Here is a 23633-nt window from a genome sequence, read left to right as displayed (position 1 = left end):
AAAATCAATACCGACACACTTATGGTAACTGCCAATCGGGCGCAAGGAGGCACAGACTTGGAACTCGGGCACATCAATGTAACCACATCCGAACCGACAGCCGCGCCGGAGGTTTCCATGGCGGCCGTCAACCAGCGCAGCAGCTGCGAGGCGGTCAACAGCGTGCTGACCCGCATCGGCGATAAATGGAGCGTGCTGATCGTCATGATGCTGGCCCATGGCCCGCAGCGCTTCAACGAGTTGAAGCGGCGGATCGGCAGCATTTCGCAGCGCATGCTGACCTTGACCCTGCGTGGGCTGGAGCGCGATGGGCTGGTGAAGCGCACCGTGTTTCCCACCATTCCGCCCCGGGTGGATTACGAACTGACCGATCTCGGCCAGTCGCTGCGCCAGCCGATCGAGGCGCTTGGCCACTGGGCGTTTGATAATTACGCGTGTATTGCCAAGGCCCGCGACAATTTCGACAAGGCGGCAAAGAAGCAAGGCGTCAGGAAGCCCTGATCTGCTTTGCCATGTTGACGCCGGTGACACGAAAGCCACCATATTCATAGATATGCCGGGCGCGGTCGTTGTCGGCAGCGACCCGCAGCTTGATTTCGCGGTATCCTTCCTCCGCCAACAGGGTTTCCAGGGCGGCAAGGGCTTGTTTGCCTTGGCTTTTGCCGCGATGGGCCTGAAAGACATAGAAATCGAGGATGAACACGGATTTCGCCGTTTCGTCGAAGCGATACCAGAGATAGCCGATCGTCTGGTGCTGCTTGTCAACAATGTTAAGCAACGCATGACCCGGAGTTTTCGGGCCGTGCGGCAGGCTTTGAGCGATCTCGTGTTCTGCCCGTTTTAACGCCTCGCCCTCGGCGACATTATAATTGAGGGCGATTTCGGCAGCGTAATCCGCAATGAAATAGGTGAGGTAGTGACTGTAGTCCTCGTCGGACATCCCTGTGAATTTAATCATTTTCTCCTGCACGACTTGATGTTTCGCTCCATAAAAAAGGCCCGGCGCATCAAGCGGCCGGGCCTATTATCGTCGGTAATATGGTATCGCCGATTACTTGGTGGCGGCTTCGTAAAGCTCGGCCACGTAATCCCAGTTGATCAGGCTATCAACGAAGGCTTCCAGGTATTTCGGGCGGGCGTTGCGGTAGTCGATATAGTAGGAATGTTCCCAGACATCGACGCCGAGGATGGGCGATGCGCCATGGATCAGCGGGTTTTCGCCGTTCGGGGTCTTGGAAATTTCCAGCTTGCCGTCCTTGACGGAGAGCCAGGCCCAGCCGGAGCCGAACTGGGTGGTGCCAGCGGCGATGAAGTCGGCCTTGAACTTGTCGTAGCCGCCGAGATCGGAGGCAATCGCTGCTTCCAGCTTGCCGGGCAGCTTGGTGCCGCCGCCGTCTTTCTTCAACCAGTTCCAGAAATGGACGTGGTTGTAATGCTGACCGGCATTGTTGAACAGGCCGGCATTCTTGCCATAGGACTGCTTGACGACTTCCTCCAGCGAAAGCCCTTCAAGGCCCGAATCCTTCAGCAGATTATTGCCGTTGGTGACATAGGCCTGATGATGCTTGTCGTGGTGGAATTCCAGCGTTTCGGCCGACATGAACGGGCCGAGTGCATCGTAAGCGTAGGGAAGTGCGGGAAGTTCGAAAGCCATGATAAAATCTCCTCTTGGCATCGAGTATGGAAATCGTGAGCGAGCGGACCATAGGATTGCAGGGCACAAGAGGCAACCTGCCAAATGGTAAATTCGCTCCCTCTAGGGAAGTTTCCTTCCCCGGTTAATCCCTTGGATGGTATAATGTTCCAGTCCTGCTGGGCGCATGGCGCGAGAGCCTTGATCACTGCTCCATCGACCCACTTTACCCGCGCAATGATGACAGTTTCAAATCGGTCTCTGTACAATAAAGCAAACAGGCGAAGCCTGTGGCATCAGTCATAAATATCCGGTTCCGGCAGGTCGTCGACGGGAAAGCCTAGCGCTTTGCGGGCAATCTTGCATTCGGGATCGCCGGGCATGCAGTCACGACAGACCTGCGGGCGGACGTCGTAAACCCCGCAGCCGACATGCTTGCCAAGGTCGCCAGTCAGCGCCGCGCAGCGGCCTTTGCCAGCCGCATCGACCTCGAATTTCATGCCGCTCAGATCCGCCGCCACGAATTTCTCAGGGATTTTCGCCAGTTGCTCATCGCTTTCCAGCGAAAAGCGTGGCCAATCCGCCTGATAGGCGCAACAGGCGCCGCAGGTCTGACAATCGAAAATTTCGGGCGGTGAGGTTTCAAGCATGGTTTGTCTTACTGCATAATTCCTTAAATCGGAATCGATTTAAGGAATTATGCAGCAGATCTAAAGCGTTACAGCACCGTGCGTTTTATAAAACACCCGGCGCTGTAACGCGTAATTTCTTCAATCGGAATCGATGATTTTTTCTGAAGCGGACTTGTGCGCGGATAAAAAGCAGATGGAAGTTTTACCAGGACTATGCCAAAATTAATGCACGCTAAAACAACCAAAGGTTAGGAATTGGCGGTTAATGTGCGTGCTTGCTCTGAAGCATGTCCAGCTGCGCTGTGGTCTCTGGAAATGCGCAAAAACAAGGAGATAGAGTATCTCGGTGTTGCTGTTGGACATTGAAATGCTCTTAAGGGTCGTGAATGGAAGAGAACGCCGCCGCGCCGCGGACCGACATTGATCACTATGAGGCGATGGCGCTTGCGATGGAGAATATGGGCGTCGCCGTCGCCCTGATGCGTTTGGACGGGAGCCTGTTGTTTGCCAACACGCCGTTTCGGACATTGCACGATTATGCTGAGCATCTGACCCCGGCGGGTGGCTTCCGCGATCTTGTCCAATCCGGGGCGCTCGCCCATTGGAATACCGATCCGGTCCAGTATTTTCAGACGCTGGTTGAGCGTCTTGTCGATAATGGCGGTCTGTGCCGGGAGCAGCTTGAAATCGGCGATCGGATCATTGCGGTGGAAGACCGGCTGATCGAAGACCGGATGATCCTTTCGGTGCAGCAGGATATTACCGAGCAGATCGTCGCGGCGCGTCGGCTGGCCTATCTTGCCAGCCACGACATTCTCACTGGCCTTGCCAACCGCGCCAGCGTCGAGGCTCAGCTCGACCGGCTGACGGCCATCAAAAGCGAGGGCAGGGGCCGGTTTGCGGTGCTGATTGGCGATCTCGATCTGTTCAAGGTCATTAACGATACCTATGGCCACGCGGCTGGCGATGCCGTGTTGCAGGAAATGGCCTGCCGCTTCCGCGCCGCGCTCGGCCGCAACGATTTCGCCGCCCGGCTCGGTGGCGACGAGTTTCTGTTTCTTTGCAACGATGACGATGCGCCGGATGCCAATGCCGAAAGGCTTGCGCAGCAGCTGATCGCCTGCGCCGACCAGCCGGTATTGTTCGAGGGCAAGTCCTTGCTCGTCGGCATCAGCCTTGGTTATAGCCTGTTTCCAGACCATGGAAAGCAGACGGCGCAATTGACACGCGCCGCCGATATTGCCCTTTACCGCGCCAAGAGCGCTGGCCGTGGCCGTCTGTGCTGTTACAGTAAGACTGAGGCTAACTGATCCGAGCTACCGCAAGCATTAAACTTTTATCCCGGCCCGCAACCGGGGCTTGCCGAAATGGCGTCTCCTCCTATCTCCTCTCAGATTGGGTCTTGGGGGATTTCAGCATGGAAAAGGTTATAAAGTGGGGTGGCGTCTTCTTTTTGATGAACGGTCTGACATTTGTCGCGGTTGGCGGTGGTATTTATTACTATGACCGCCAATTCGAAGCGCGGGCGCTGCATGCCGAAGGTGTGGTTACTGATCTTATCCGTAACCGAAACCTTGATAATAAACACAACTCCTATACCGCCATCGTTCGCTTTACCGATGCAAATGGCGAGCAGCAGGAAATGGCCGACCGGGTGTGGTCTAATCCGCCACGTTTTGGCAAAGGCGATCAGGTGGATGTACTCTATGATCCGCAATCGCCAAGACATGCGATCATCAATGACGCCTGGGGCCGATATTTCATTCCCGCTATGTTTTCGGGCCTCGGATTGCTCTGTGCCGTGCTTGGTGGAGTCTTCCTGATCGTTTTGATTGCCAAGAGCCGGAAAAATGCCTGGTTGAGGCGCTTTGGCAAGCCGATCGAAGCCGAATTCCTGCAGGTAATTCAGGATCAGAAGCTGAACGTTAACGGCGTGTTTCCGTTTCGGGTCGTGGCCCAAGGACCCGACCCGAAAACCGGGCAGTTGCGGCGCTACCGAAGCGGTCCTATCTGGGTCGATCCGACGGAGCAGTTGAAGGGCCGCAAGCTGCGGGTGCTGGTCGATCCGGCCAAGCCGAAACGCCATTTGATCGATCTGTCCGGCATCCTTGCCGAACCGGCCTGATAGAAAAGACGGGCTAAGCCTTCGCCGACCCTCACATGTCGCTGCCGGACCGTGCCCAGTCCATGTAGAGATCCAGGGCCTTGCGGGTCACGGGGCCTTCCTGATAATCGCGGCCGTCAAGCCTGGAAACGGGGGCGATCTTTGAATAATTGCCGCTGGTGAACACTTCGTCGGCACCGAGGAAATCGGCGACGCTGAGTGTGACTTCCTGCACGTCGAAACCCGCCTGGCGCAGCAGGGTGATGACGCGCGAACGGGTGATACCGGCCAGGAAGGTGCGGTTGGGGATCGGGGTGAAGACCACGCCGTCCTTGACCATGAAGATGTTGGAGGAGGCGGTTTCCGCCACATTGCCATTCATGTCCAGCGCCAAAGCATTGTCGAAGCCACGGGCGCGGGCCTCCAGAATCATCCGGCCGGAATTGGGATAGAGGCTGCCGGCCTTGGCGTCGGTCATCGCGCATTCCGGCGAGGGGCGGCGGAAGGGGGAGACGGTCAGCGTGTGCGGCGTGGCTGTGTGCATCGGCGCCTCGAACAGGCAAAGCGCAAAGCGGGTGGAAGCGGCATCGGGCGCCACGACCGATCCCGGCGCGCCATGTTCAGCCCAATACATCGGCTTGATATAGATCGCGGTCTTGCCATCGAACTTGGCAACCCCTTCGCGGGCCAGCCGCTCGATTTCCTCGGCGCTCATGGTTGGTTGCATATGCATGGCCAAGGCAGACCGGTTGATCCGCTGGCAATGCAGGTCGAGGTCGGGCGCGATCCCGTCGAACCAGCGGGAGCCGTCAAACACTGTCGAGCCGAGCCACATGGCATGCGAGGTCGGCCCGATCAGCGGCGGATTACCCGACAGCCATTCGCCATCGACATAGGTCCAGGTGGGGGTGCGCGGGGTGGTGTCGACGGTCATTCTCAGTCTCCGGATCGTATTTGGCGGCAAAAGACAAGCTCGCTCCCGCAACGTCAAGGAGAAAATGCAAAGCGCTGGCAGCACTTGCCCCCAAAAATGGCCGGTCGGCCGCCCTGGACCCGCACAGACGGCCCGTCTTTCGAAATGTCTCCATGAATACAGTGGGATGACGATCAGCAATGGCGGGTTTCACCGATGGCTTCGGTGTTTTGCCATCAAAGTTGTGGTTGCTTTTTTTACTACCTAAGGAAAGTGTAGCCTTTTCGCGATTCCCTTGCTTTTCTTAAGGAGATTTCATGCAAAGTGCTCGATGGCGTTGCCTTGTCGCCGCCGCTTTCCTTGGCCCGATATGCCCAGCCTTGGCGCAGGATGCCGCTCAGGTTGCAAACCCCGCTGCCGCAGAAGAAGCATTTGGCAATCCGCCGGTGCTGGGGCAATCGGCTGTTGCACCCAAGGGCACGCTTTACCGGGCGCTGCCATCCGCCACGCCGCAGCCCCATGCCGGGCGCGAACAGGTGCTTGACCTCAAGGTCGTCTATACGGAAGGCAGGATCCGCAAACCGGGTGGGTCGCCGGATAATCCTTTCGATCGCGTGCGCTTGCGCAGCTACCAAGGCACCAATGTCGATCCAGACCACCCCTTCGTCGCGCCAACCATCGAGGCCATGCCGGGCGATACCGTTCGGGTAAGGCTGGACAATCAGCTGCCGTCCGATCCGTCCTGCACGGACGCCAATACATCGGTGGATACGCCCCATTGCTTCAATGGCACCAATCTTCACAGCCACGGCCTGTGGGTCAGCCCGACCGGCAATAGCGACAATGTGCTGCTGTCGATCAATCCGGGCATGAAGTTCGAATATGAATATAATATCCCGGTCGATCATCCGGCGGGCACGTTCTGGTATCACCCGCATCGCCATGGCTCCACCGCCTTGCAGGTCGGCAGCGGCATGGCGGGCGCGCTGATCATTCGCGGCGACCGTCCGCCGACAGGCAAGACCAATGGCGACCTCGACACCTTGGTCAAACCATTTCCGGAACGGCTGCTGGTGTTCGAACAGATCCCCTATGCCTGCCTGCAGGATGGCAAGCTGAAGCAGAAATTTGTCCCCGATTCCAACGACCCGAAAAAGGGAAAATATGTCATCGACTGGACCTGCGAGAAGGGTGAAGTGGGCGAGGTGATTTCCTACGACCAGTTCACGCCCTCAAGCTGGGATGATTCCGGCCGCTTCACGACGGTCAATGGCCGGGTGCGACCGGTGTTTGCCAATGCTGAAACTGGTAAGACCGAGCGCTGGCGTCTGGTGCATGCAGGCGTGCGCGACACAATCCAGGTCGAGTTCCGCAAAATGAACACCACGGATTTCTTCAAGCGGGAGCGCAGCACCGATGCGGCTGGAGAAGACCGGTTCGCCAACGACCTGTGTACCGGCCAGCAGGTGCCTTACGTCGTGGCGGCTTCCGACGGGTTGACCATGGAGCAAGGCCAGGTGCGCAAGGCTATTACCCTGCAACCCGGCTATCGCAACGACCTGCTGGTGAATTTCCCGGAAGACGGCATCTACTGCATCGTCAACCCGCCAATTGACGGTGCCAATTCCGTCACGCGCACGCAGCAGGCCCGCTCAGTTCTCGGCTTCGTCCGGGTCAAAGGGGGCAAGGGCGCGCCAGCAGCGGGTGATCCAATTGCTGACATTAAAAACCAGCTGATTGCCAATGCCAAGGCCTTCTACACGCCAGAGGTCGCCAATACGGTGGTCACTGATCTGCAAGAGGGGCTGAAACTGACGAAATTCATTCCCCATCCGACAGTCACCGACGAAGAAGTGGCCGGCCAGCCAAAGCAGGATCTGGTGTTCTTCATCAATCTCGGTCCGGGTGGTAATGGGCCAAATGGCTTCCAGGTCGGTAATAATTTCAATGTCGTGCAAAACGATGTCGGTGTCTATGTGCCAGCTGGCGCCAAGCCTTACGATCCTGATGTGGTTGATCGCAAACTGGTGTTGGGGACGGCGCAGGAATGGGAGTTACGCTCCTATTTCGTCAGCCATCCCTTCCATATCCACGTCAATCCCTTCCAGATCGTCCGCATTCTCGACCCTGACGGCAATGATGTCAGCTTGGCCGGCGCCAAGGAAAAGGACAAATCGGATTCCCAATATGCCGGCCTGAAAGGTGTGTGGAAGGATACGCTCTGGATCAAAAGCAATGTCAACAATCCGCTGACAGCAGTCGATGCCGCCTGGCTGAACGGCGATCTCAGCCGCAAGTCGATTCCCGATGCCCCCGATACCCCCGAGGCCGCCAAGCCGCAAGGCGTCTACCGCATCTTTATCCGCACCCGCTATGAACGCTATATCGGTGAATTCGTCCTCCATTGCCACATCCTCGACCATGAGGACCAGGGCATGATGCAAAATGTCTCCATCGGCCTGCCGGATGGTGCGGGAGGATTGGCAAACGCCCATCATCATGGTGGTTCACCCGAGACCAAGTAGACCTTTGCTCTGGTAACCGGAATTGATCCGACAAACTGTTTCCGCCGTCCATCCGGGATGGCGGAAATGGTCCATTTCAGTAGGGCGCGCGCGCCGTAAAGCTGACCTTTCGTTTCCCATCAGGTCGTCATCAGCCGGATTGCTATTTTGAGCTCAGGGAATTGATGGTGGCGGCGGTATCGAAGTCACTACGACATGGATGCAAAAAAGTACCGAATGATGATCGGCCAAATTTGGTTGCATAGTATTAATTGCGCTATTTAAAGTAGAAGTCCGTAGGTTGCTCTGCTATTGAAACATCGCGCCAAGCTTTAAGGCGCAATTTTTGATTGTGGAGGTTCAAGTGACTCTTAAAAATATTCGTTCGGCTGCATTTCCTCAGATTTTTCTACGCTATGATGGGCAAGGTCATGTTCTGCCAGATGGACAAGGCTTGGGTACGGCGAATTGCCAATTCGATGCCGGTCCCTGGGAAGCTTTTCATATCGATATTGTCGCCGATGGCAGCGTGACTATCCGTTCCAATCAGTTTCCCGAGATTTACCTTCGGATGGATGGCCGTAATGTCAGCTACGGCCTCGATGGCGGCGGTGGTCTTGTCAATGGACAGACAAACGCTCCTGGCCCGTATGAACATTTCGTTCTGGTTCCGCAGGCTGATGGAACTGTTGCGATCCAGTCCAAGGCGTTTCCGGGCATCTACCTGCGCCTTGACGGCTCGCATGTCACCAAATTCGAAGATGCAGGTTCGGGCAAAGTTAATGCTCAGATCGGCATCGGCCCCTGGGAGAAATTCCACATCGTTGACGCTGCAAACTAAAGAAATCAGACTGATATGAGGCATTTGCGGTGAGGGCGGGACAATAGTCTGTCAGCGACCCAGTTTAATTGCCGGTAAATCGTAAAAAAAATCGACATATATTGAGCGTCCGCCTGTTTTCACATGTGGGCGCTCAATCTGTTTAGCTATCAGGCAGCGCTCTTCTCATATTCGAGAAGTTTTCATTAACTGCGCTCAGGAAGCGGATTATTATTTATCTGAGATCGGCCTCTCACATCTTCCCCGCCACCTTCACCGCAAAGGCATATTCAAACGCCACCTCTTCCAGCCGCTGGAAGCGTCCGGATTTGCCGCCGTGGCCAGCGGCCATATTGGTCTTCAGCAGATACGGCCCGGCATCGGGTGCATTTTCGCGCAGTTTGGCCACCCATTTGGTCGGTTCCCAATAGGTAACGCGGGGGTCGGTGAGGCCGGAGAGAGCCAGAATGGGTGGATAGGATTTTTTGCCTACGTTGTCATAGGGGCTATAGGCGGCGATCCAGCGGTATTCTTCTTCTGACTCAATCGGATTGCCCCATTCCGGCCATTCGGGCGGGGTCAGCGGCAGGGTGTCATCCAGCATGGTGTTGAGTACATCGACAAAGGGGACGGCGGCGATGATGCCGGCGAATTTTTCCGGTGCCATATTGGCGACGGCGCCCATCAGCATGCCGCCAGCCGAACCGCCTTCGGCGATGATCTTGTCATAGGCGGTGAAACCTTCTTTTACCAGATGATCGGCGGCGGAGATGAAGTCCTTGAAAGTATTGACCTTATTCTCCATCTTGCCGTCTTCATACCATTGAAAGCCCTTGTCCTTGCCGCCGCGAATATGGGCGATGGCATAGACGAAGCCTCGGTCGGCCAGCGACAGGCAATTGGTGTTGAAACCAGCCGGAATGGTCACACCGTAGGCGCCGTAGCCGTAAAGCAGGCAGGGGGCGGAACCATCCAGCGCCGTGTCCTTGCGATAGAGCAGCGTGACCGGCACATCGACGCCATCATGGGCCTTGGCGAATACCCGGCGGGTCACGTAATCCTCGGCCTTATGGCCCGAGGGGACTTCCTGGGTTTTCAGCAGCACCCGCTCGCGGCTCACCATATCGTAATCGTAGAGCTGGCTGGGCGTCGTCATCGACGAATAGGAGAAACGGATGACCGTCGCGTCATATTCGGCAGCGCCTGACAGGCCAAGCGAATAGGCTTCCTCGGCAAAATCGATGGCGTGTTCTTCACCGGTCTTGCGGTCGCGGATCATGATGCGCGGCAGCCCATCGCGGCGTTCCAGCCACAGCAGATGTCCGGCAAAGGCCATATGTGAGAGGATGAGACGGCCCGGCACATGGGGAACGAGGTCTTTCCAGTTCTCCTTGCCCGGCGCGCTGACCGGCGCTTCCATGATTTTGAAATCCTTGGCTCCGTCGGCATTGGTCAGGATGTAGAACACATCGCCGCCCTCGGTCATCGAATATTCGACGCCTTCCTCCCGCTCGGCCACCAGCGCGGGTTCCGCTGTCAGATCCTTGGTGGACAGCAGCCGGTATTCCGAGGTCTCGTGATCGTGGATATCGATATAGATGAAGTCATCGAGCAGCGATCCGCCGACGCCCATGAAGAAGCCGGGGTCTTTTTCCTCATAGACCAGCCGGTCGGAGGATTGCGGTTCGCCGATAATATGGTGGAAGACTTTGGACGGACGGTGGTTTTCGTCCTGAAGCGTGTAGAAAAAGCTCTTGCCATCGGGTGCCCAGACGCCTCCACCAGCGGTATTGTCCAGCACGTCGGCCAGATCTTCGCCGGTCGCGAGATCGCGGATGCGCAACGTGTAATATTCTGACCCCTTGTCGTCATAGCCCCAGATGCCACGGGCATGATCATTGCTATGGTCGATGCCTGACAGGCGGAAATAATCCTTGCCCGCCGCCTCCTTGTCACCATCAAGCAGCAATTCGCGCAGGCTCTCGTCCTTCGGGTCGCCGTCGCGTGGAATGCGGAAATAGCGCGGCTGCTCGCCACCGGTCACGAAAGCCGAACCGTAAGCATAAGGGCCGTCCTTCATCGGGATGGAGCTGTCATCCTCCTTGATCCGGCCTTTCATTTCGGCAAACAGCTGCTGTTGCAGCGCCTTGGTATCGGCCATGGCCGCGTCCATATAGATGTTTTCCGCCTCCAGAACCGCGCGGATATCAGGATCGAGGATCGAGGTATCCTTGAACATCTGCTGCCAGTTGTCGGCCCTGAGCCAGGCATAGTCATCTATGCGGGTGATGCCGTGACGGGTGTCACTCAGCGGTTTTTTCTGAACCTTGGGGGCGGCGGGCAGGTTGGCAAACAGGGACTTTGAGGATGAAGACAAGAGCAATCTCGCTTTTTTGGCATAAGGCGGGGTTTGGCGTAAGGCGGATGGTGCTTAGACATGTGTTGCGTCGACATGTGTTGCATGAGAGATAGGCGTCCGCCCAGCACCGATCAAGCAGAAATCCGTGGTCCGGGCCATGGCCAAGGCCAGCGACAGAGTGAGCCGATCACAAATGCGGGATGCACGTGTTGAGTGCTGGCTTCGCCGGTAGTCAGGCAATATATTCCCGCGAATCGGTATCTGTTAGGAAATTATATATGCGACTGATGATTTTAGTGGGTGGTTTGGCGATGGTTTTTGCGCAGTCGGCCTTTGCGCTTGATGCCGCTGCCACCCGCCAGCTCAAGTCGCTGTCGCCGGCCGAGCGGCTGGAACAGCGCTGCGACATGGAGGCGATGAACCGGATCGGCAAGGATTCCAAGACCTATTCGCCCGATAAGGTGATCGCCTATACATTCGCCCAGACCAAGACCGACGGCGACCGGCTGAAGGCGCCGGGCGCGGTGTTTCGCAGCAAGGGTCACTGGTATCGGCTGAAATACCAGTGCGAGACCGGCAATCAGCGCCTGGACGTGAAGAATTTCAGCTATCAGGTGGGCGCCGAGGTGCCTAAGGAAAGCTGGAGCAAATATTACTTGTATAATTGACGGACGACGAGTGGTGGGGTGACGCCTGTCACCCTGTCACCCTGTCACCCTGTCATCCTGGCAGTTTCGGCTTCGTTGCCGCATGGGGCGCCAGTTCGGTGAAGACCGCCTTGCCGATCAGCGCCAGAGGCACGGCCAGCATGGCGCCCGCCGCCCCCCAGACCCAGGTCCAGAAGATGATGGCGACAAAAACGCCGAAGGCGTTGATTTCCATGCGCCGCCCCATCACGGCTGGTGTCACCAGATTTTCCACCGCCGTATGCACGGTGAAAAAGGCGATGGCGGGCAACAGGCCGAATAGCAGGCTGCTATGGGTCAACATACCGGCGATGGCCAGCGCAAAGGTCATGGCGGTGACGCCGAGAAACGGCACGAAGCTGGAAAGAAAGGCGAAGAAGCCCCAGAGCACCGGCAGTGTCAGTCCGCCGACCCAGGCAATCAGCAGGGCGCAGCAGCCGACGCCCGCATAGATCACCGAGGCGGTGGCAAAATAGAAGCCCAACGCCGTTTCAATCGCATTGATGCTGCGGATTGCCGAGAGCCGCCGGGCGCGGTCGCGGAAAGAGACGATCAGGGTTTTGCGGATCGACACCCGTCCGGCCAGAAACAACACCAGACCCGCAAAGAAAATCAGCGTCTGAACGATCGCCGGGGTCACCTGGCTTGCCACCGTCGTCAGAATGCCGCCGCCATTTTCCAGCATCTTGTCGAGGTTGATAGGGCCGTTGCCGCTTGCCAGCCTATCCAGATGCAGCCAGTGAAAGCGTTGGAAATAGGGTGTGAACCTATCCACCATGGTCTGGCCAATGCTTGGAATATCCTGGGCCAGTTCCATCAACGGCCCTGCCAGCGTGTTGGCAATGATCGTCACCAGCGTGAAAAGTGCCGTGGTTAGCAGCACGGCACTCATCATCGGCGGAACGCCCAGCGCTTCCAGCCGGTCGGCGGCCAGGCCCAGAATGAGGCCGACCACAACCGCAAGAGTCAGGGGCATCAGGATGGTGCCCGCATAATGCAGCGCCGCAATTGCTACAATCAGGAAGAGCCCGATGACCGCCCAGGCCTGCGCCAGTTCCAGCGCCGTCTTGCGGTGCCGGCCCAGCCGCGTCTCCGCCGGCTGTAAAATCCGCCGCTTCACCGTGTCATCCATCATGTCCGTTTACGCCCCCGTCGGTGCCATCATTGTGTGCGGCCATGCTGGCACCGGAAGGGTGCAAAGCCGTAACATGTTATATTTACTACATAATCTTTTCAGGTTACCAGCGGGTTGATATCCGCATCGCCATTTGGTGCGTCTGTCGGACGCTCTCTCCGAGAGCGCCACTGAGGGGCGCCTTGAAAAGCAATCGATAATTAACGCGCAGAACGGGCAGTGGTTCCGCCCAGATTTTGCCTTGTTTGCGCCACTTTGGTGCGAATGGGCCGATTTCTGGGTTGTGTCAATTTGGGGCAGGCGATCGGAACAGGACGAGTCTCTGCACGACATGCGCGCTAAATCAAGGGTTGCAGGCGCGAGCGTCAACCTCCTGGCGTAAAATCCACCATCATTACAGGGGTCTACGAAAAATCAGCATTTTGAGCCTGCATCTATGGAGATATGGAGGTTTTTGTAACTATCCGAAACAAAAAACCCCTGACACAGGCAGGTAACTGTTCCAAAAAAATAGAGATGCACCCAATAAAAGTGACTGAAAAGTGTAAAAACCAAGATTTGTATTAGGGTTGGAAAAATAAAAAATGCAACTGAAAATATGTGTTTTTTGGCGTGGTTTCCAATACATTGATAGAGTAAATAATATGTACAAGGCGGATGACTATGCGTTTCATTATGGGTCGTCGAGTGTTTGTTGCTGGAGCGGCTAGTCTTTTTGCGTTGAGACCAAGTTTTGCACAGCAGGCGACCTATGATGTTATTGTCTATGGAATGACCAGTGGCGGGATTACAGCTGCCATTCAGGCAAAAGTCATGGGAAGAACCGTGGCAATTGTTGGCGGCTGGCGTGAGCGTCATCCCGGTGGGATGATGTCGGGCGGGCTTGGTGGCACCGATGTCGAGGCAGGCAGTGCCTTTGGCGGTCTGGCGCGCCATGTGATTTCGCGGATCAATCAAGAGGCGCAGGTGGCCGACGACCGGTTCTCCTTCGAGCCCCGCTTTGCCCAGGCCGTTTTTGAAAAATTGCTGCGCGAATATGATATTCCGGTATTTCAAAGCCGTGGTGTGCTGCGGGTCGCCAAGACCGGTTCGCGCATCGAAGCACTGGAAACGGTTGACCGCCAGGTGTTCAATGGCCGTGTGTTCATCGACGCCAGCTATGAAGGCGACCTGATGGCCGCATCAGGCGTTTCCTGGACCATCGGCCGCGAGCCGCAGGACGGCGACAATGTGCTGAACGGCTTTCGCGGCACCCGCACGGATTCCTGGGGCGAGAATCATAATTTCCAGCTGCATCGCCGCTTCGAGCGGGTAATCGGTCAGGTTGGCGTCGATCCTTTCGTTACCGAGGGCGTGGCCGCCAGCGGGCTTTTGCCGGGCATCCGCAATTATCCTTCCCCGGAAGTCGGCGCGGGCGACCGGGCCGTACAGGCCTATAATTTCCGCATGACCATGACGCGCGATCCGGCCCGCCGGGTGGATCTGCCCTCGACACCGCCGCCGGGCTTCGATCCGACCCGCTACGAATTGCTGTTCCGCTGGATCAAGGCGCTTGGCGAGCGCGGTCAGCTTCACGGACGCGGAAAACGCCGTCAAGATGCAGTTCCTGCTGCATAACGATCTTGGCAACGGCATTTTCGACATCAACAATCGCGGTGCGGTCTCCACCGATTATATCGGCGGCTCCTGGGGCTATCCCCAGGCCGATTACGGCATGCGTGAAAAGATCTGGAAAGCCCATGAGCGCTGGACGCGGGGCCTGTTCTACGCGCTGCAACACCATAAGGACCCGCGTATGCCGGGCGCTCTGCGCGATGTCTTCCTTGATTATGGACTGGACGGCCAGCATTATCAGGACCCGCACGAAAATGACGAGGCGCATTGGCCCTATCAGCTCTATGTGCGGGAAGCCCGGCGCATGGTGTCCGACCATCAGATGACTGGCCATGACGTGACCGCTGCCGACGACCAGGAATTGCGCGACAACACCACGATTTCCACCGGTTCCTACAAGCGTGACAGCCACCATACCCAGCGCATCGTCCGCACGACGGTCAACATGCTGGGCACGCCGACGCTGAGCGTCTGGAACGAGGGCAATTTCGAGGCTGAGGCTGGCGGTGCTGACCGGATCTTCACCATTCCGCTGTCGGCCATTGTGCCGCGCCGGGCGGAATGCACCAATCTTATGTCGATCTTCGCGCTCAGCGCCACCCATGAGGCCTTCGGGGCAATCCGCATGGAAATGAGCCTGATGCAAACCGGACAGTCGGCAGGCGCTGCTGCCGCGCTGGTCGCCGTCAGCCGGGCCGATATTCAGGACGTGTCCTATGACGAGCTGATTTCCAGCCTCTATGTTCCGCCGGGCGCCAAGCCCTCGGTTCTGCCACGCGACCCCAGCAGTCAGGCGCTGGCTTTCAACCTGCAAAGGTCGTAATCGGCGTCAGGGCGGGCCAAGCCGTTTGCCAAGACCAGGATGGCCAAGACCGCGGTGGCCAAGACCGCGATGCAACATTACGCTTGACGAAGTGGCGATAGAGGCGTTTCTCCCCAAACGCCGACTATTTTCGAGATCGTATAATGGGTTTTCCTGCATTCCACCGTTTCCATGCGTCGATAGCCAAACTGGTGCTGATCGTACCAATGGCCATCGTTACGCTCCCGGCTGTTGCCGCATTTGCCGCGTCGGATGGGTTGGTAGAACCGAAGCTGCATATTGGCACCGGTCTGCCAAAGGCAGGCGCTGCCAAGGGCATAACCCGTGTGGCGGTGACGCTGGATGCCTGCATGGGCAAGACCGATATGCGCATTCTCTCCACCCTGTTGGATGACAATATCAAGGCGACGATTTTCGTTACCGGTCGTTGGATCCGGTCCAATCCGCAGGCCGTTGCCGTGCTGAAATCCAGACCGGACCTGTTCGAGGTGGAAAACCACGGCGAAAACCACATCCCGGCGGTGGATTATCCGACCACCGTCTATGGCATCGCTGCCGCCGGATCGCCGGACGCGGTTGCCATGGAAGTGACCGGCGGCGCGGACGCCATGCGGGCCGCAGGGTTTTCTCCGCCACACTGGTACCGGGATGCTACGGCCAAATATTCCCCATCCGCCATCGCCGAGATCAAGGCGATGGGCTACCAGATCGGCGGCTTTTCCATCAATGGCGATTCCGGTTCGCTGCTGGGCGCCAAACAGACCGAGCAGCAATTTGCCCGCGCCAAAAATGGCGATGTGCTGATCGCCCATATCAACCAGCCCACCCACGCCGCTGGTGAAGGCGTGGTGGCCGGTTTAAAGGCGCTGAAGGCAAGGGGCGTGGTGTTTGTGCATTTGGATGAGGCGGGTCCGGTTGAGGCTGTCAAAGGCCCGCCAGTCAACTGAAACGCCGGTGTGTTTTCTCCGCTCGCCGTGCGCCTGCGGCTCTACCTGCCTGACCTTTTAGCCCGCGCTATTCCCTGCGCTATTCCCCGCGCTATTCAAAGTCAGACCTATTCCCCAGGGATCGGTCAGCCGGTGGCCTTCGGCGCCCATGGTTACTGGAATTTCCAGCGCCTCCAGCGTCACCAGCGCCTTTTGCAGCGCTTCCCCATCGTTAAACGTCAGGGAGTAATCGGCAAGGCCGGTCATTGCCGCGAGGCGAGGGCCAGCACCGCGGCTGTTCCAGATATTGGCGGCGACATGGTGGTGGTACTGGCCGGAACCGAAGAAGCTGGCGCCGGGATAGGACGCCATTTTCTTCAAACCCAGCACACCCTGATAAAACCGGTCTGCCTCTGGCACATTGCCGACCTGCAAATGCATATGGCCGATGCCGGAGCCCTCGGGCAGGCCGGTCCATGCTTCATCAGTGGCGCTATCGTAAAGCTCTTGCAGGCTGAGGGGCAGGGTGGCCATGCTGACCGTGCCATCGGATTGGTAGGTCCATTCCAGCGGGCTGCGGTCACGGTAGATCTCGATACCATTGCCTTCCGGGTCGGACAGATAGATCGCCTCGCTGACCAGATGGTCCGAGGCACCGTCCATCTGGACGCCGGAATGGGCGGCATGGCGCAGCCATTGCGCCAGCGCCTGGCGGCTCGGCACAAGAAAAGCAGTGTGGAACAGCCCCGTTGCCGTGGGCGGCGCCATGGCTGCATCGCTACGGGTGGTCAGCGTCAGCAGCGGCGTCGTGCCGACCCCCAGCACCATGCCGCTGGCTGTGCTCTCCAGCACGGCGAGGCCAATGATCTGCCGATAGAAGCTGGAGACCATGGCCAGATCACCAACCACCAGATGCGCCCGTCCGATATGGATCGGCCGGGTCAGAGCAAAGCTTGGGGCATGATGGGCATCCATGGCGGCAGGTCCGATAGGTTGGCGTGAGGGCGCTGAAAACGTCTTGCTTTCTAGATAGAGCCTGCCGGTCGTTTGCTGTAGAGCGCGTATACGCGAAAGATCGTTCGATAATGCTGAACAGTCTCCTTGCCTTTGTTCAGTCCTGGCAGCTTCCAGGCTTGATCGGGATCAATGCGCGTGGGACATGGCGCGCGCAGGTTGTTGTTGGCAAAGTCGTTCAGCAGCCGAGAGGAGAGGGCCATGTACAGAAAGATCATTGTTCCCGTGGACATCGCGCAATGGGAAAAGGGCGACAAGATCCTGCGAAAGGCCCAGAGCCTGCTGGATGCCGGCGGCGAGATCGTGCTGCTGACGGTGGTCGAGCATCTGCCGTCCTATCTCGCCATCGATATTCCGCATGACATCCTCGAAGGAGCTGTGGAGGAGGGGCGCACCAAATTGGCCGCGCTGGCCGCTTCGGTCGGGCCTGGCGTGACAACGCAATTGCGGGTCGGCTCACCCGCCCATGAGATTCTGGCGGTAGCAGTGGAGCAAAAGGCCGACTTGATCATTATCGCTTCGCATATCCCGGATTTTTCCAATTACCTGATCGGGGCGACTGCCGACCGCGTCGTGCGCCACGCCCGATGCGCGGTGCTTGTTGACCGGTAATCGTATCCGGGAGGCGTTTCACATTTTGAGGAGATAGACGATGGACATGGATGGATATAGGCAGACGCTGCTCGGACGGCAGCAGGAGCTGGCCAGCCGATTAGGAAAAATTTCCGGCGACCTTTCGGAGCAGCGCAGTGCCGAAAGCGCCGAGCGTGCGATTGAATCGGAAAATGACGAAGTGTTGGAAAGCCTGGGGCAGGCGGGCGAAAACGAGCTGCGCGGCATTGAGGCGGCCCTGGCCCGCATGGAGGCCGGTTCCTACGGGCGCTGCGTGACCTGCGATGCGGCAATTGCACCCGAACGCCTCGCCCTTTTGCCGGCCACGCCGTTTTGCCAGGATTGCGCCCCAGCCTGAGCAGAGGTGCAGACAGGCGCGGTCCGGCTATTGCAGCAGTGCCGCCACCGTGCCGCCCATCAGCAGCAGAAAGGCAATGACCCAGGAAATCAGCGCGCCGGGACCGCGCTTTTTCGCATCCGCATAATATTCAGCGGCATAGAGCACCCGTGCGCCTGTCCAGCACAGGCCAAGCAGCCCGGCCAACTGGTCGGACAGGTAAAAGCCGAAGAGCCAGAGCGACGGCAGGAAGAAAACCAGTTGCTCGGCGGTATTCTGTTGAACCCGGTAAATCCGCTCGAAATTCCCATCGCCTGTCATCTTCGGTGCCTTGACCCCAAATTGCTGGCGCGCCCGGGCTACCTTGATGAAGAACCAGTTATAGGCGATCAGCGCCATGAACGTGGCAAGGACTGTAAAGCGCATGGGTGCTTCCTGACTGGGTGCGAGGACGGCAGTTTCGCGGACAGAACCGGGAACTGTCGAGCAGCTTTATCCGCAAACGGTTTAAGCCCGGTTGATGACGGCGCAAACCTTGGCACTCAGTGCAGATAATCCAAGCCCTGAAACGGCAATGGCGATCGAAAAGCGGCAACTGGCCGTCTTGCCAACGCGATGGAGTTGACGCATCATTGTCACCACAGGTTGCGGTGTGTGGCCGTCATAGACATAAATTTGACCGGATCATCAGGCTGATCAGGCCTATATGAAGACGATGAGACAGGCGACATTATCTGGCAATCATTCTTGGTTATGCTGTCGGCGAATATTTTAATTTCTTGGGTTGATCGTAATGATGGAAGAGTTCCGCTTCGGGCGACACTATGATTTTCACGAATTGCTGGCCGATGGCATCGTGCATGGTGTCGGCGTGGTGTTTGCGCTGGTTGGTGTAACCGCGCTGATCTTCTATGCCACGGTGTTTACCAGCTTTGGCGAGATTGCCGCCAGCTGGATCTATGGCCTTGGCCTGGTGCTGGCGCTTGGCTGTTCCTTCACCTACAATATGTGGCCGCGCTCGACCTTCAAAAGCTATTTACGACGGCTGGATCATTCGGCGATTTTCGTGCTGATCGCCGCCACCTATACGCCCTTTCTGGAGCGCGGCGCCGATGAGCCAGCCATCCTCTGTCTGTTGGTCGGCATCTGGCTGACGGCAATCACCGGTATCTTCCTGAAATGCCGCTATCCAGGCCGCTACGACCGGTTGGCCATCCTGCTGTATCTGGCCATGGGCTGGAGCGGCGTGCTGGCGCTGGAGCCAATTTCCGAGCGGCTGCCGCCCGTCACCATGGTGCTGATCTTCATCGGCGGCATTCTTTATTCCGCCGGCGTGATCTTCCACGTCTGGCAGCGGCTACGGTTTCAAAACGCCATCTGGCACGGTTTCGTGGTCGCCGCGGCTGCCGTGCATTATTCCGCCGTGGTTACCGCCATCGGGTCTTGAGGCGGCGCGGCTGCATAGCCGAGAAAGTCAGAGTTGGCGATATCATGTTTGCCTCTCGGAGATCAGCCCTTCAATTGCGCTCCGTAAATGGGCCAGTTCCTCAGCCTATACCTGAAAAGTCGATCAGTTTCTTCATGCTTATCTCGAGCTTCCTCGGTCCCTTTCGTTGGACAAGGCCGTTTTTTTCAAGCAGCGCAAACGTACGTGACACTGATTCTACCGAGGTCCCAAGATAGTCCGCAATATCGTAGCGCGACATCGGAAGCGATAAGGTCGAGCTTTCACTGTCGAAATAGCGATCATGGTCCAAGCAGTCTACTAGAAACGCAGCTAGGCGTTGTGGCAGCTCCAATTGTCCGATTGTGATGGTGTGTCGTTGCGCGGTCCGAATTTCGTGGACCGCCTTGACGAAGAAACCTTGCTGAATCCTCGGATTTTCCAGAAGGAATTTCTCCAACTTGCGGAACGGAAAGCGGTATACGGAGCAGGGTGTTACTGCCTCTGACGAGTTAACGTACAGTCCGTTCTCCGCCAGACCAAAGATATCGCCTGGCCAGTAAAACGCCACGATCTGTCGCTGACCATCCTTCAGTGCGTGACTGGCCTGAACGACTCCCTCGATAAGCAAATAGAGGAAATCTGCGGGTTCGCCTTGCGACAATATCTCTAATTTCGTCGTGCGATACTCTATGATTTCTCCCATTCGCCCAAGTTCGTACTGTTCATTTGGGCTTAGGACGATATGCTCCGCTTTCTCATCTTGCTGCGGCGACAATACAGGCGTTGCTCTGATTTGGATTGGCAGTCGGCTAGCGGGCGAAGACAGGTTCATGTGTTACATTCTTGCAAGGAGGAAAATTGGAACTGATTTTTATGACGGCTTAGGAACGCCCTGACAAATAACTTTCGTTGGTGCAACGCTGCGTGATGGAACGATTTATTGTGGAAGGCAACACTAACCATCTCCGAAAAAACCTTTCCAAAGAAAATAACGCGAGTAGTTTCTTGACGTTTCTTTACGTTTTCGGAAGAAGAGCAAAAATTTGCAAAATTCGATACCACATTGCGGAAATCTCGACGCAAGATCGGCCTTGCGCTGTGATATCAACCTTTATCCAAGCTCAGATCCCTTACAACAGCGTCCGCCCATGTCGCAAGGACGATGTTTACTCCGCAAAAACTACATCAAGGGTTGGGCTATTGTTGTCGGATCAGTCAAATGACCGTAATATCCCAAAGGTTGAATTTAATCCGTTCTTCCATTTCGAGTTGGGGTATTGACCAATTGCGGAAGGGCGCTTGTCGGGAGCGCCATACGAGGGGTCATTGAAGACGGCAAATCCTATTTCCGTGCATCGTTTTCTGCGTTAGGACTGTCGTATCCTATGTCTGTTTCAGGGCTTCTCATGACCACACAGTACGTCATCCGCGATGGCACCGAAGCGGATCTTGCCGCTATTGTCGAGATTTACAATCACGCCGTCGAGCATACGACCGCCATCTGGAACGAGGCGCTGATCGATGTCGACAATCGCCGTGTCTGGCTGGAACTGCGCCGGGCCAAAGGCTTTCCGGTCCTCGTCGCCGAGGTGGATGGCCGTGTTGCAGGCTATGCGTCCTATGGCGATTGGCGGGCATTCGATGGCTATCGCCATACGGTTGAGCACTCGGTCTATATCGACAAGGACCATCGCGGCGCAGGGCTTGGCAAGGCGTTGATGCAGGCGTTGATCGAGCGCGCCAAGGCCGGAAATGTGCATGTGATGATCGCCGCCATCGAGGCCGGAAACGCGGCCTCGATTGCCCTGCACGAAAAGCTCGGCTTCCGCCTGGTCGGCATCCACCGCGAGGTCGGCATCAAATTCGGCCGCTGGCTGGATCTGGCGGCGATGGAACTGATGATTGCGCGTTGATTACTCGATCCTGGCCCGCACCATCTCGCCGCGAATGGTAATGGCGGGGTGGGCGCCCGGCGTATTGGGCAGGGCGCTGTCGATATAGGAGGCGGTGGCTTCAACCAGATAGCTGATCGATGTGGGGGTGAGGAAGCGCAGGGTGGCGTCCATCATCCGGCCGGACAGAAGGATGGTTTCATCCTTGCTGATGGTCTTGAAGAATGCCTGCACCCGCAGCGCCGCGCCTGAAACATCCAGCGTGCTGGCATGGCCGTCCAGGGTGAAATCCCCGGCATCGGCCCGCACATTGATGGTGGAGAAATCGCCGTCAAGCCCGATGCGGGCGGCCTTCTGGCGGATCAGCACGGCAGATTGCGGACGCAGGTTGGCCTTGAGCTTTATGGTGCAATCCGACCAGTCGAAATAGCGTGACAGATCGGCGACATCGACAACCAGAGTGTCGTTATCGATATGCATCCGGCCACTGTCCGCGCAGTCGCGGGCATACCAGCCGGATTGCCAGAGCGACCCCCAGCCGTCGCGCTCGCCTGTCAGGGTGGCGGTCAACGGCGTGTTTGGATCGGTGGTTACGGAAATCAGGCTGGCTGCACCATCGACGCGCAGTTTGGAGATCGCCGACAGATCAAGCGGCACGCCTATCGGCACATCATGCCGCCATAGCGCCATGGCCCGATCCATGGCGGCGATGCAAATTAGTCCTGCGGCAATGCCAAGCACGATCACACGTTTTTTCATGGGTCTTCACTCCAATGGATTGCGATGCGCCAATCTTTGCCAAAGGAGGTCATGCCGCGACCTGAAACACGTTTCGGGTCGTCGCCGATCATGATCGGGGCTATAACAGCCACTGAAAACACGTTACGCACTTGCTCAAAAATCCCTGTTCCATGGTCCTCGCCCCATGATTTTCCTGCCGATTTCCTTTTTCGTCGCCCTGCTTCTTCTAACCCTGTTGATCCGTATGCTGCGGCAGGACGATGCTCCGACCTCCGCGAAGCCTTTCCTGCTGCTGTTGGCGGTGATGGCGGCGCAATCGGTTCTGGTTGGCTTGCGCTGGGGCTATGGCATGATGCTGGTCATGCCGGCCATGTCGGTTCTGGCGACGTTTATCCCGCCTTTGAGTTTTCTGGCATTTCGCAGCCTGACCATGACCTCTGCGGATCGGCAGGATCGTGGTTTGTCGCATGTCGATTGGCTGCATGCCCTGCCACCCGTTATCGTGCTGGTGCTGAACGGTGCGGGCGGTGGGCCAATCGATGCCATCATCATCCTCACCTTCCTGGCCTATGGACTGGCGCTGTTCTGGCTGGCGCGGCTGGGGCCGGACGGGCTGACGGCATCGCGCCTGGATGGGGCGCTTCGTTCCTACCGCGCCCTGCAATGCATGGCAGCTTCGCTGCTGGCCTCAGCAGCTACCGATATCGTCATCAGCCTTGACTTTGCTTTCGGCGGCGGCCGTCATGCGGCAACAGTCGTCTCGGCCTTCATGACCCTGATCCTTCTGGCGCTCGGCTTTGCTGCGTCTCTGGCCGAAAGCGGAGCCTCTTCAGATGAGGAAGCGTCTTCAGATCAGAATGGACGCGAAGAGGAACGAGCAGGAGACACAGGCGACAAGCCGGTGCCGAGACCGGCGAGCGAGGAGGACGCGCGGATTGCCAGCGCGCTGGCGGCGATGATGGTGGAAAAACAGCTCTACAAGGATTTGGACCTTAACCTTGGCCGTCTGTCGCGTCGCCTCGGCCTGCCTGCGCGGTCGGTATCGAATGCCGTCAACCGGGTGCATGGCATGAGTGTTTCGCAATATGTCAACAATCACCGCGTGACGGAGGCCTGCCGGCTGCTGCGACACAGCGATGAGCCGATTACCAGCATCGTCTTCGAGGCCGGTTTCATGACCAAGTCCAATTTCAATCGGGAATTTCTGCGGGTCACGGGACAAAGCCCCAGCGCCTGGCGCCGGCAGGAGACGATTGCGCAAGCGTATGCATAATCGCGTTGGGCGAAGCCAACCAAAGGCGATGATTGGGCTGATATCGGGATCGGTCTGATATCAGCAATCATAAAGCAAAATTCCGCAAGCCTTATGAGGCCCACGGAATTGAGTTCTGACTATCGAAGGCATGAATGCCAACTCGAAGATGCGTGAGCATCTTCGAGA

General features: G+C 57.4%; 25 protein-coding genes. 14 read left to right on the top strand and 11 right to left on the bottom strand.

Going from position 1 to position 23633, the window contains the following annotated elements; all coding sequences use genetic code 11:
- The first annotated feature begins 57 nt into the window (after positions 1-57).
- Complete coding sequence (locus V6582_RS05355) at positions 58-501, top strand: winged helix-turn-helix transcriptional regulator (RefSeq protein ID WP_420360179.1); 444 nt, start codon at positions 58-60, stop codon at positions 499-501.
- Here V6582_RS05355 and V6582_RS05350 read toward each other — a convergent pair.
- From V6582_RS05350 to V6582_RS05340, 3 genes are all read right to left on the bottom strand, one after another.
- Positions 488-958 (bottom strand): GNAT family N-acetyltransferase, encoded by a 471-nt coding sequence (locus tag V6582_RS05350; RefSeq protein WP_234889646.1) that lies wholly within the window; start codon positions 956-958, stop codon positions 488-490. The genes V6582_RS05355 and V6582_RS05350 overlap by 14 nt on opposite strands.
- A 93-nt stretch (positions 959-1051) precedes the next feature.
- Entirely contained in the window at positions 1052-1654 is a 603-nt protein-coding gene (locus tag V6582_RS05345; RefSeq protein WP_015915312.1) for a superoxide dismutase, read from the bottom strand.
- 275 nt (positions 1655-1929) lie between these two features.
- Positions 1930-2283, bottom strand: coding sequence for a YkgJ family cysteine cluster protein (locus V6582_RS05340; RefSeq protein WP_156631528.1), 354 nt, complete (start codon positions 2281-2283; stop codon positions 1930-1932).
- A gap of 368 nt (positions 2284-2651) precedes the next feature.
- On the opposite strand from V6582_RS05340, the gene V6582_RS05335 reads away from it, so the two are divergent.
- Together V6582_RS05335 and V6582_RS05330 are read left to right on the top strand one after the other, a co-directional pair.
- Positions 2652-3575: a diguanylate cyclase domain-containing protein gene (locus V6582_RS05335; protein WP_156631527.1), complete on the top strand. Its 924-nt coding sequence runs from the start codon at positions 2652-2654 to the stop codon at positions 3573-3575.
- 107 nt (positions 3576-3682) lie between these two features.
- A complete protein-coding gene (locus tag V6582_RS05330) occupies positions 3683-4390 on the top strand; it encodes a DUF3592 domain-containing protein (protein ID WP_156631526.1) in 708 nt (235 codons plus the stop codon).
- 31 nt (positions 4391-4421) lie between these two features.
- On the opposite strand, the gene V6582_RS05325 is transcribed toward V6582_RS05330, so the two are convergent.
- Positions 4422-5303 carry a branched-chain amino acid aminotransferase gene (locus V6582_RS05325; protein WP_156631525.1) on the bottom strand — a complete coding sequence of 294 codons (882 nt, stop codon included), beginning with the start codon at positions 5301-5303 and terminating at the stop codon, positions 4422-4424.
- 296 nt (positions 5304-5599) lie between these two features.
- Between V6582_RS05325 and V6582_RS05320 the strand changes: the two genes are divergently transcribed.
- Positions 5600-7807 (top strand): multicopper oxidase family protein, encoded by a 2208-nt coding sequence (locus tag V6582_RS05320; protein WP_156631524.1) that lies wholly within the window; start codon positions 5600-5602, stop codon positions 7805-7807.
- A 325-nt stretch (positions 7808-8132) separates the two neighbouring features.
- Positions 8133-8627: a hypothetical protein gene (locus V6582_RS05315; protein ID WP_156631523.1), complete on the top strand. Its 495-nt coding sequence runs from the start codon at positions 8133-8135 to the stop codon at positions 8625-8627.
- A 232-nt stretch (positions 8628-8859) separates the two neighbouring features.
- Here V6582_RS05315 and V6582_RS05310 read toward each other — a convergent pair whose 3' ends face one another.
- The gene (locus V6582_RS05310) at positions 8860-10989 is read right to left on the bottom strand and encodes a S9 family peptidase (RefSeq protein ID WP_420360178.1); all 2130 of its coding nucleotides are present in this window, start codon (positions 10987-10989) and stop codon (positions 8860-8862) included.
- Positions 10990-11243: 254 nt separating this feature from the next.
- On the opposite strand from V6582_RS05310, the gene V6582_RS05305 reads away from it, so the two are divergent.
- On the top strand, positions 11244-11633 hold the full coding sequence (locus tag V6582_RS05305) for a DUF930 domain-containing protein (RefSeq protein ID WP_156631521.1): 390 nt from the start codon (positions 11244-11246) through the stop codon (positions 11631-11633).
- Positions 11634-11685: 52 nt separating this feature from the next.
- Here the strand turns inward: V6582_RS05305 and V6582_RS05300 are convergent, their stop codons facing one another.
- Positions 11686-12786 (bottom strand): AI-2E family transporter, encoded by a 1101-nt coding sequence (locus tag V6582_RS05300; RefSeq protein ID WP_156631520.1) that lies wholly within the window; start codon positions 12784-12786, stop codon positions 11686-11688.
- Between the two features lie 813 nt (positions 12787-13599).
- Between V6582_RS05300 and V6582_RS05295 the strand changes: the two genes are divergently transcribed.
- From V6582_RS05295 to V6582_RS05285, 3 genes are all read left to right on the top strand, one after another.
- Positions 13600-14403 (top strand): FAD-dependent oxidoreductase, encoded by an 804-nt coding sequence (locus V6582_RS05295; RefSeq protein ID WP_349508927.1) that lies wholly within the window; start codon positions 13600-13602, stop codon positions 14401-14403.
- Complete coding sequence (locus V6582_RS05290; protein ID WP_349508926.1) at positions 14339-15223, top strand: FAD-dependent oxidoreductase; 885 nt, start codon at positions 14339-14341, stop codon at positions 15221-15223. Before V6582_RS05295 ends, V6582_RS05290 begins: the two co-directional genes overlap by 65 nt.
- Before the next feature lie 143 nt (positions 15224-15366).
- Positions 15367-16170: a polysaccharide deacetylase family protein gene (locus tag V6582_RS05285; protein ID WP_156631518.1), complete on the top strand. Its 804-nt coding sequence runs from the start codon at positions 15367-15369 to the stop codon at positions 16168-16170.
- A gap of 57 nt (positions 16171-16227) precedes the next feature.
- Here the strand turns inward: V6582_RS05285 and V6582_RS05280 are convergent, their stop codons facing one another.
- A complete protein-coding gene (locus V6582_RS05280; protein ID WP_156631517.1) occupies positions 16228-17124 on the bottom strand; it encodes a VOC family protein in 897 nt (298 codons plus the stop codon).
- A 240-nt stretch (positions 17125-17364) separates the two neighbouring features.
- Between V6582_RS05280 and V6582_RS05275 the strand changes: the two genes are divergently transcribed.
- Together V6582_RS05275 and V6582_RS05270 are read left to right on the top strand one after the other, a co-directional pair.
- A complete protein-coding gene (locus V6582_RS05275; RefSeq protein ID WP_156631516.1) occupies positions 17365-17775 on the top strand; it encodes a universal stress protein in 411 nt (136 codons plus the stop codon).
- 40 nt (positions 17776-17815) lie between these two features.
- Positions 17816-18133: a TraR/DksA family transcriptional regulator gene (locus tag V6582_RS05270; RefSeq protein ID WP_156631515.1), complete on the top strand. Its 318-nt coding sequence runs from the start codon at positions 17816-17818 to the stop codon at positions 18131-18133.
- A gap of 27 nt (positions 18134-18160) precedes the next feature.
- Here the strand turns inward: V6582_RS05270 and V6582_RS05265 are convergent, their stop codons facing one another.
- A complete protein-coding gene (locus tag V6582_RS05265) occupies positions 18161-18538 on the bottom strand; it encodes an MAPEG family protein (protein ID WP_156631514.1) in 378 nt (125 codons plus the stop codon).
- Between the two features lie 81 nt (positions 18539-18619).
- Complete coding sequence (locus V6582_RS05260; RefSeq protein ID WP_349508925.1) at positions 18620-18742, bottom strand: hypothetical protein; 123 nt, start codon at positions 18740-18742, stop codon at positions 18620-18622.
- Positions 18743-18905: 163 nt separating this feature from the next.
- On the opposite strand from V6582_RS05260, the gene trhA reads away from it, so the two are divergent.
- Positions 18906-19559, top strand: a complete 654-nt coding sequence (trhA, locus tag V6582_RS05255) for a PAQR family membrane homeostasis protein TrhA (protein WP_156631513.1) — start codon at positions 18906-18908, stop codon at positions 19557-19559.
- A 100-nt stretch (positions 19560-19659) separates the two neighbouring features.
- On the opposite strand, the gene V6582_RS05250 is transcribed toward trhA, so the two are convergent.
- Positions 19660-20391 carry a Crp/Fnr family transcriptional regulator gene (locus V6582_RS05250; protein ID WP_156631512.1) on the bottom strand — a complete coding sequence of 244 codons (732 nt, stop codon included), beginning with the start codon at positions 20389-20391 and terminating at the stop codon, positions 19660-19662.
- Between the two features lie 574 nt (positions 20392-20965).
- Between V6582_RS05250 and V6582_RS05245 the strand changes: the two genes are divergently transcribed.
- Complete coding sequence (locus V6582_RS05245; protein WP_156631511.1) at positions 20966-21472, top strand: GNAT family N-acetyltransferase; 507 nt, start codon at positions 20966-20968, stop codon at positions 21470-21472.
- On the opposite strand, the gene V6582_RS05240 is transcribed toward V6582_RS05245, so the two are convergent.
- Entirely contained in the window at positions 21473-22210 is a 738-nt protein-coding gene (locus tag V6582_RS05240) for a hypothetical protein (RefSeq protein WP_156631510.1), read from the bottom strand.
- 166 nt (positions 22211-22376) lie between these two features.
- Between V6582_RS05240 and V6582_RS05235 the strand changes: the two genes are divergently transcribed.
- Positions 22377-23465, top strand: a complete 1089-nt coding sequence (locus V6582_RS05235) for a helix-turn-helix domain-containing protein (RefSeq protein ID WP_156631509.1) — start codon at positions 22377-22379, stop codon at positions 23463-23465.
- Positions 23466-23633: the final 168 nt, after the last annotated feature.

Origin of the sequence: Agrobacterium vitis (assembly GCF_037039395.1) — a bacterium.
Lineage (GTDB): Bacteria > Pseudomonadota > Alphaproteobacteria > Rhizobiales > Rhizobiaceae > Allorhizobium > Allorhizobium vitis_E.
The sequence above is the reverse complement of the archived record's forward strand: the minus strand, read 5'-3'. Positions and strand labels throughout refer to the sequence as shown.

Bases quoted from the DNA above. Each gene is read 5' to 3' on its own strand.
- V6582_RS05350 (WP_234889646.1), bottom strand. From the start codon at position 958: ATGATTAAATTCACAGGGATGTCCGACGAGGACTACAGTCACTACCTC.
- V6582_RS05340 (WP_156631528.1), bottom strand. From the start codon at position 2,283: ATGCTTGAAACCTCACCGCCCGAAATTTTCGATTGTCAGACCTGCGGC.
- V6582_RS05285 (WP_156631518.1), top strand. From the start codon at position 15,367: ATGGGTTTTCCTGCATTCCACCGTTTCCATGCGTCGATAGCCAAACTG.
- V6582_RS05330 (WP_156631526.1), top strand. From the start codon at position 3,683: ATGGAAAAGGTTATAAAGTGGGGTGGCGTCTTCTTTTTGATGAACGGT.
- V6582_RS05300 (WP_156631520.1), bottom strand. From the start codon at position 12,786: ATGATGGATGACACGGTGAAGCGGCGGATTTTACAGCCGGCGGAGACG.
- V6582_RS05280 (WP_156631517.1), bottom strand. From the start codon at position 17,124: ATGGATGCCCATCATGCCCCAAGCTTTGCTCTGACCCGGCCGATCCAT.
- V6582_RS05250 (WP_156631512.1), bottom strand. From the start codon at position 20,391: ATGAACCTGTCTTCGCCCGCTAGCCGACTGCCAATCCAAATCAGAGCA.
- V6582_RS05260 (WP_349508925.1), bottom strand. From the start codon at position 18,742: ATGCGTCAACTCCATCGCGTTGGCAAGACGGCCAGTTGCCGCTTTTCG.
- V6582_RS05235 (WP_156631509.1), top strand. From the start codon at position 22,377: ATGATTTTCCTGCCGATTTCCTTTTTCGTCGCCCTGCTTCTTCTAACC.
- V6582_RS05335 (WP_156631527.1), top strand. From the start codon at position 2,652: ATGGAAGAGAACGCCGCCGCGCCGCGGACCGACATTGATCACTATGAG.
- V6582_RS05320 (WP_156631524.1), top strand. From the start codon at position 5,600: ATGCAAAGTGCTCGATGGCGTTGCCTTGTCGCCGCCGCTTTCCTTGGC.
- V6582_RS05240 (WP_156631510.1), bottom strand. From the start codon at position 22,210: ATGAAAAAACGTGTGATCGTGCTTGGCATTGCCGCAGGACTAATTTGC.
- V6582_RS05345 (WP_015915312.1), bottom strand. From the start codon at position 1,654: ATGGCTTTCGAACTTCCCGCACTTCCCTACGCTTACGATGCACTCGGC.
- V6582_RS05245 (WP_156631511.1), top strand. From the start codon at position 20,966: ATGACCACACAGTACGTCATCCGCGATGGCACCGAAGCGGATCTTGCC.
- trhA (WP_156631513.1), top strand. From the start codon at position 18,906: ATGATGGAAGAGTTCCGCTTCGGGCGACACTATGATTTTCACGAATTG.
- V6582_RS05305 (WP_156631521.1), top strand. From the start codon at position 11,244: ATGCGACTGATGATTTTAGTGGGTGGTTTGGCGATGGTTTTTGCGCAG.
- V6582_RS05325 (WP_156631525.1), bottom strand. From the start codon at position 5,303: ATGACCGTCGACACCACCCCGCGCACCCCCACCTGGACCTATGTCGAT.
- V6582_RS05295 (WP_349508927.1), top strand. From the start codon at position 13,600: ATGGGAAGAACCGTGGCAATTGTTGGCGGCTGGCGTGAGCGTCATCCC.
- V6582_RS05275 (WP_156631516.1), top strand. From the start codon at position 17,365: ATGTACAGAAAGATCATTGTTCCCGTGGACATCGCGCAATGGGAAAAG.
- V6582_RS05270 (WP_156631515.1), top strand. From the start codon at position 17,816: ATGGACATGGATGGATATAGGCAGACGCTGCTCGGACGGCAGCAGGAG.
- V6582_RS05265 (WP_156631514.1), bottom strand. From the start codon at position 18,538: ATGCGCTTTACAGTCCTTGCCACGTTCATGGCGCTGATCGCCTATAAC.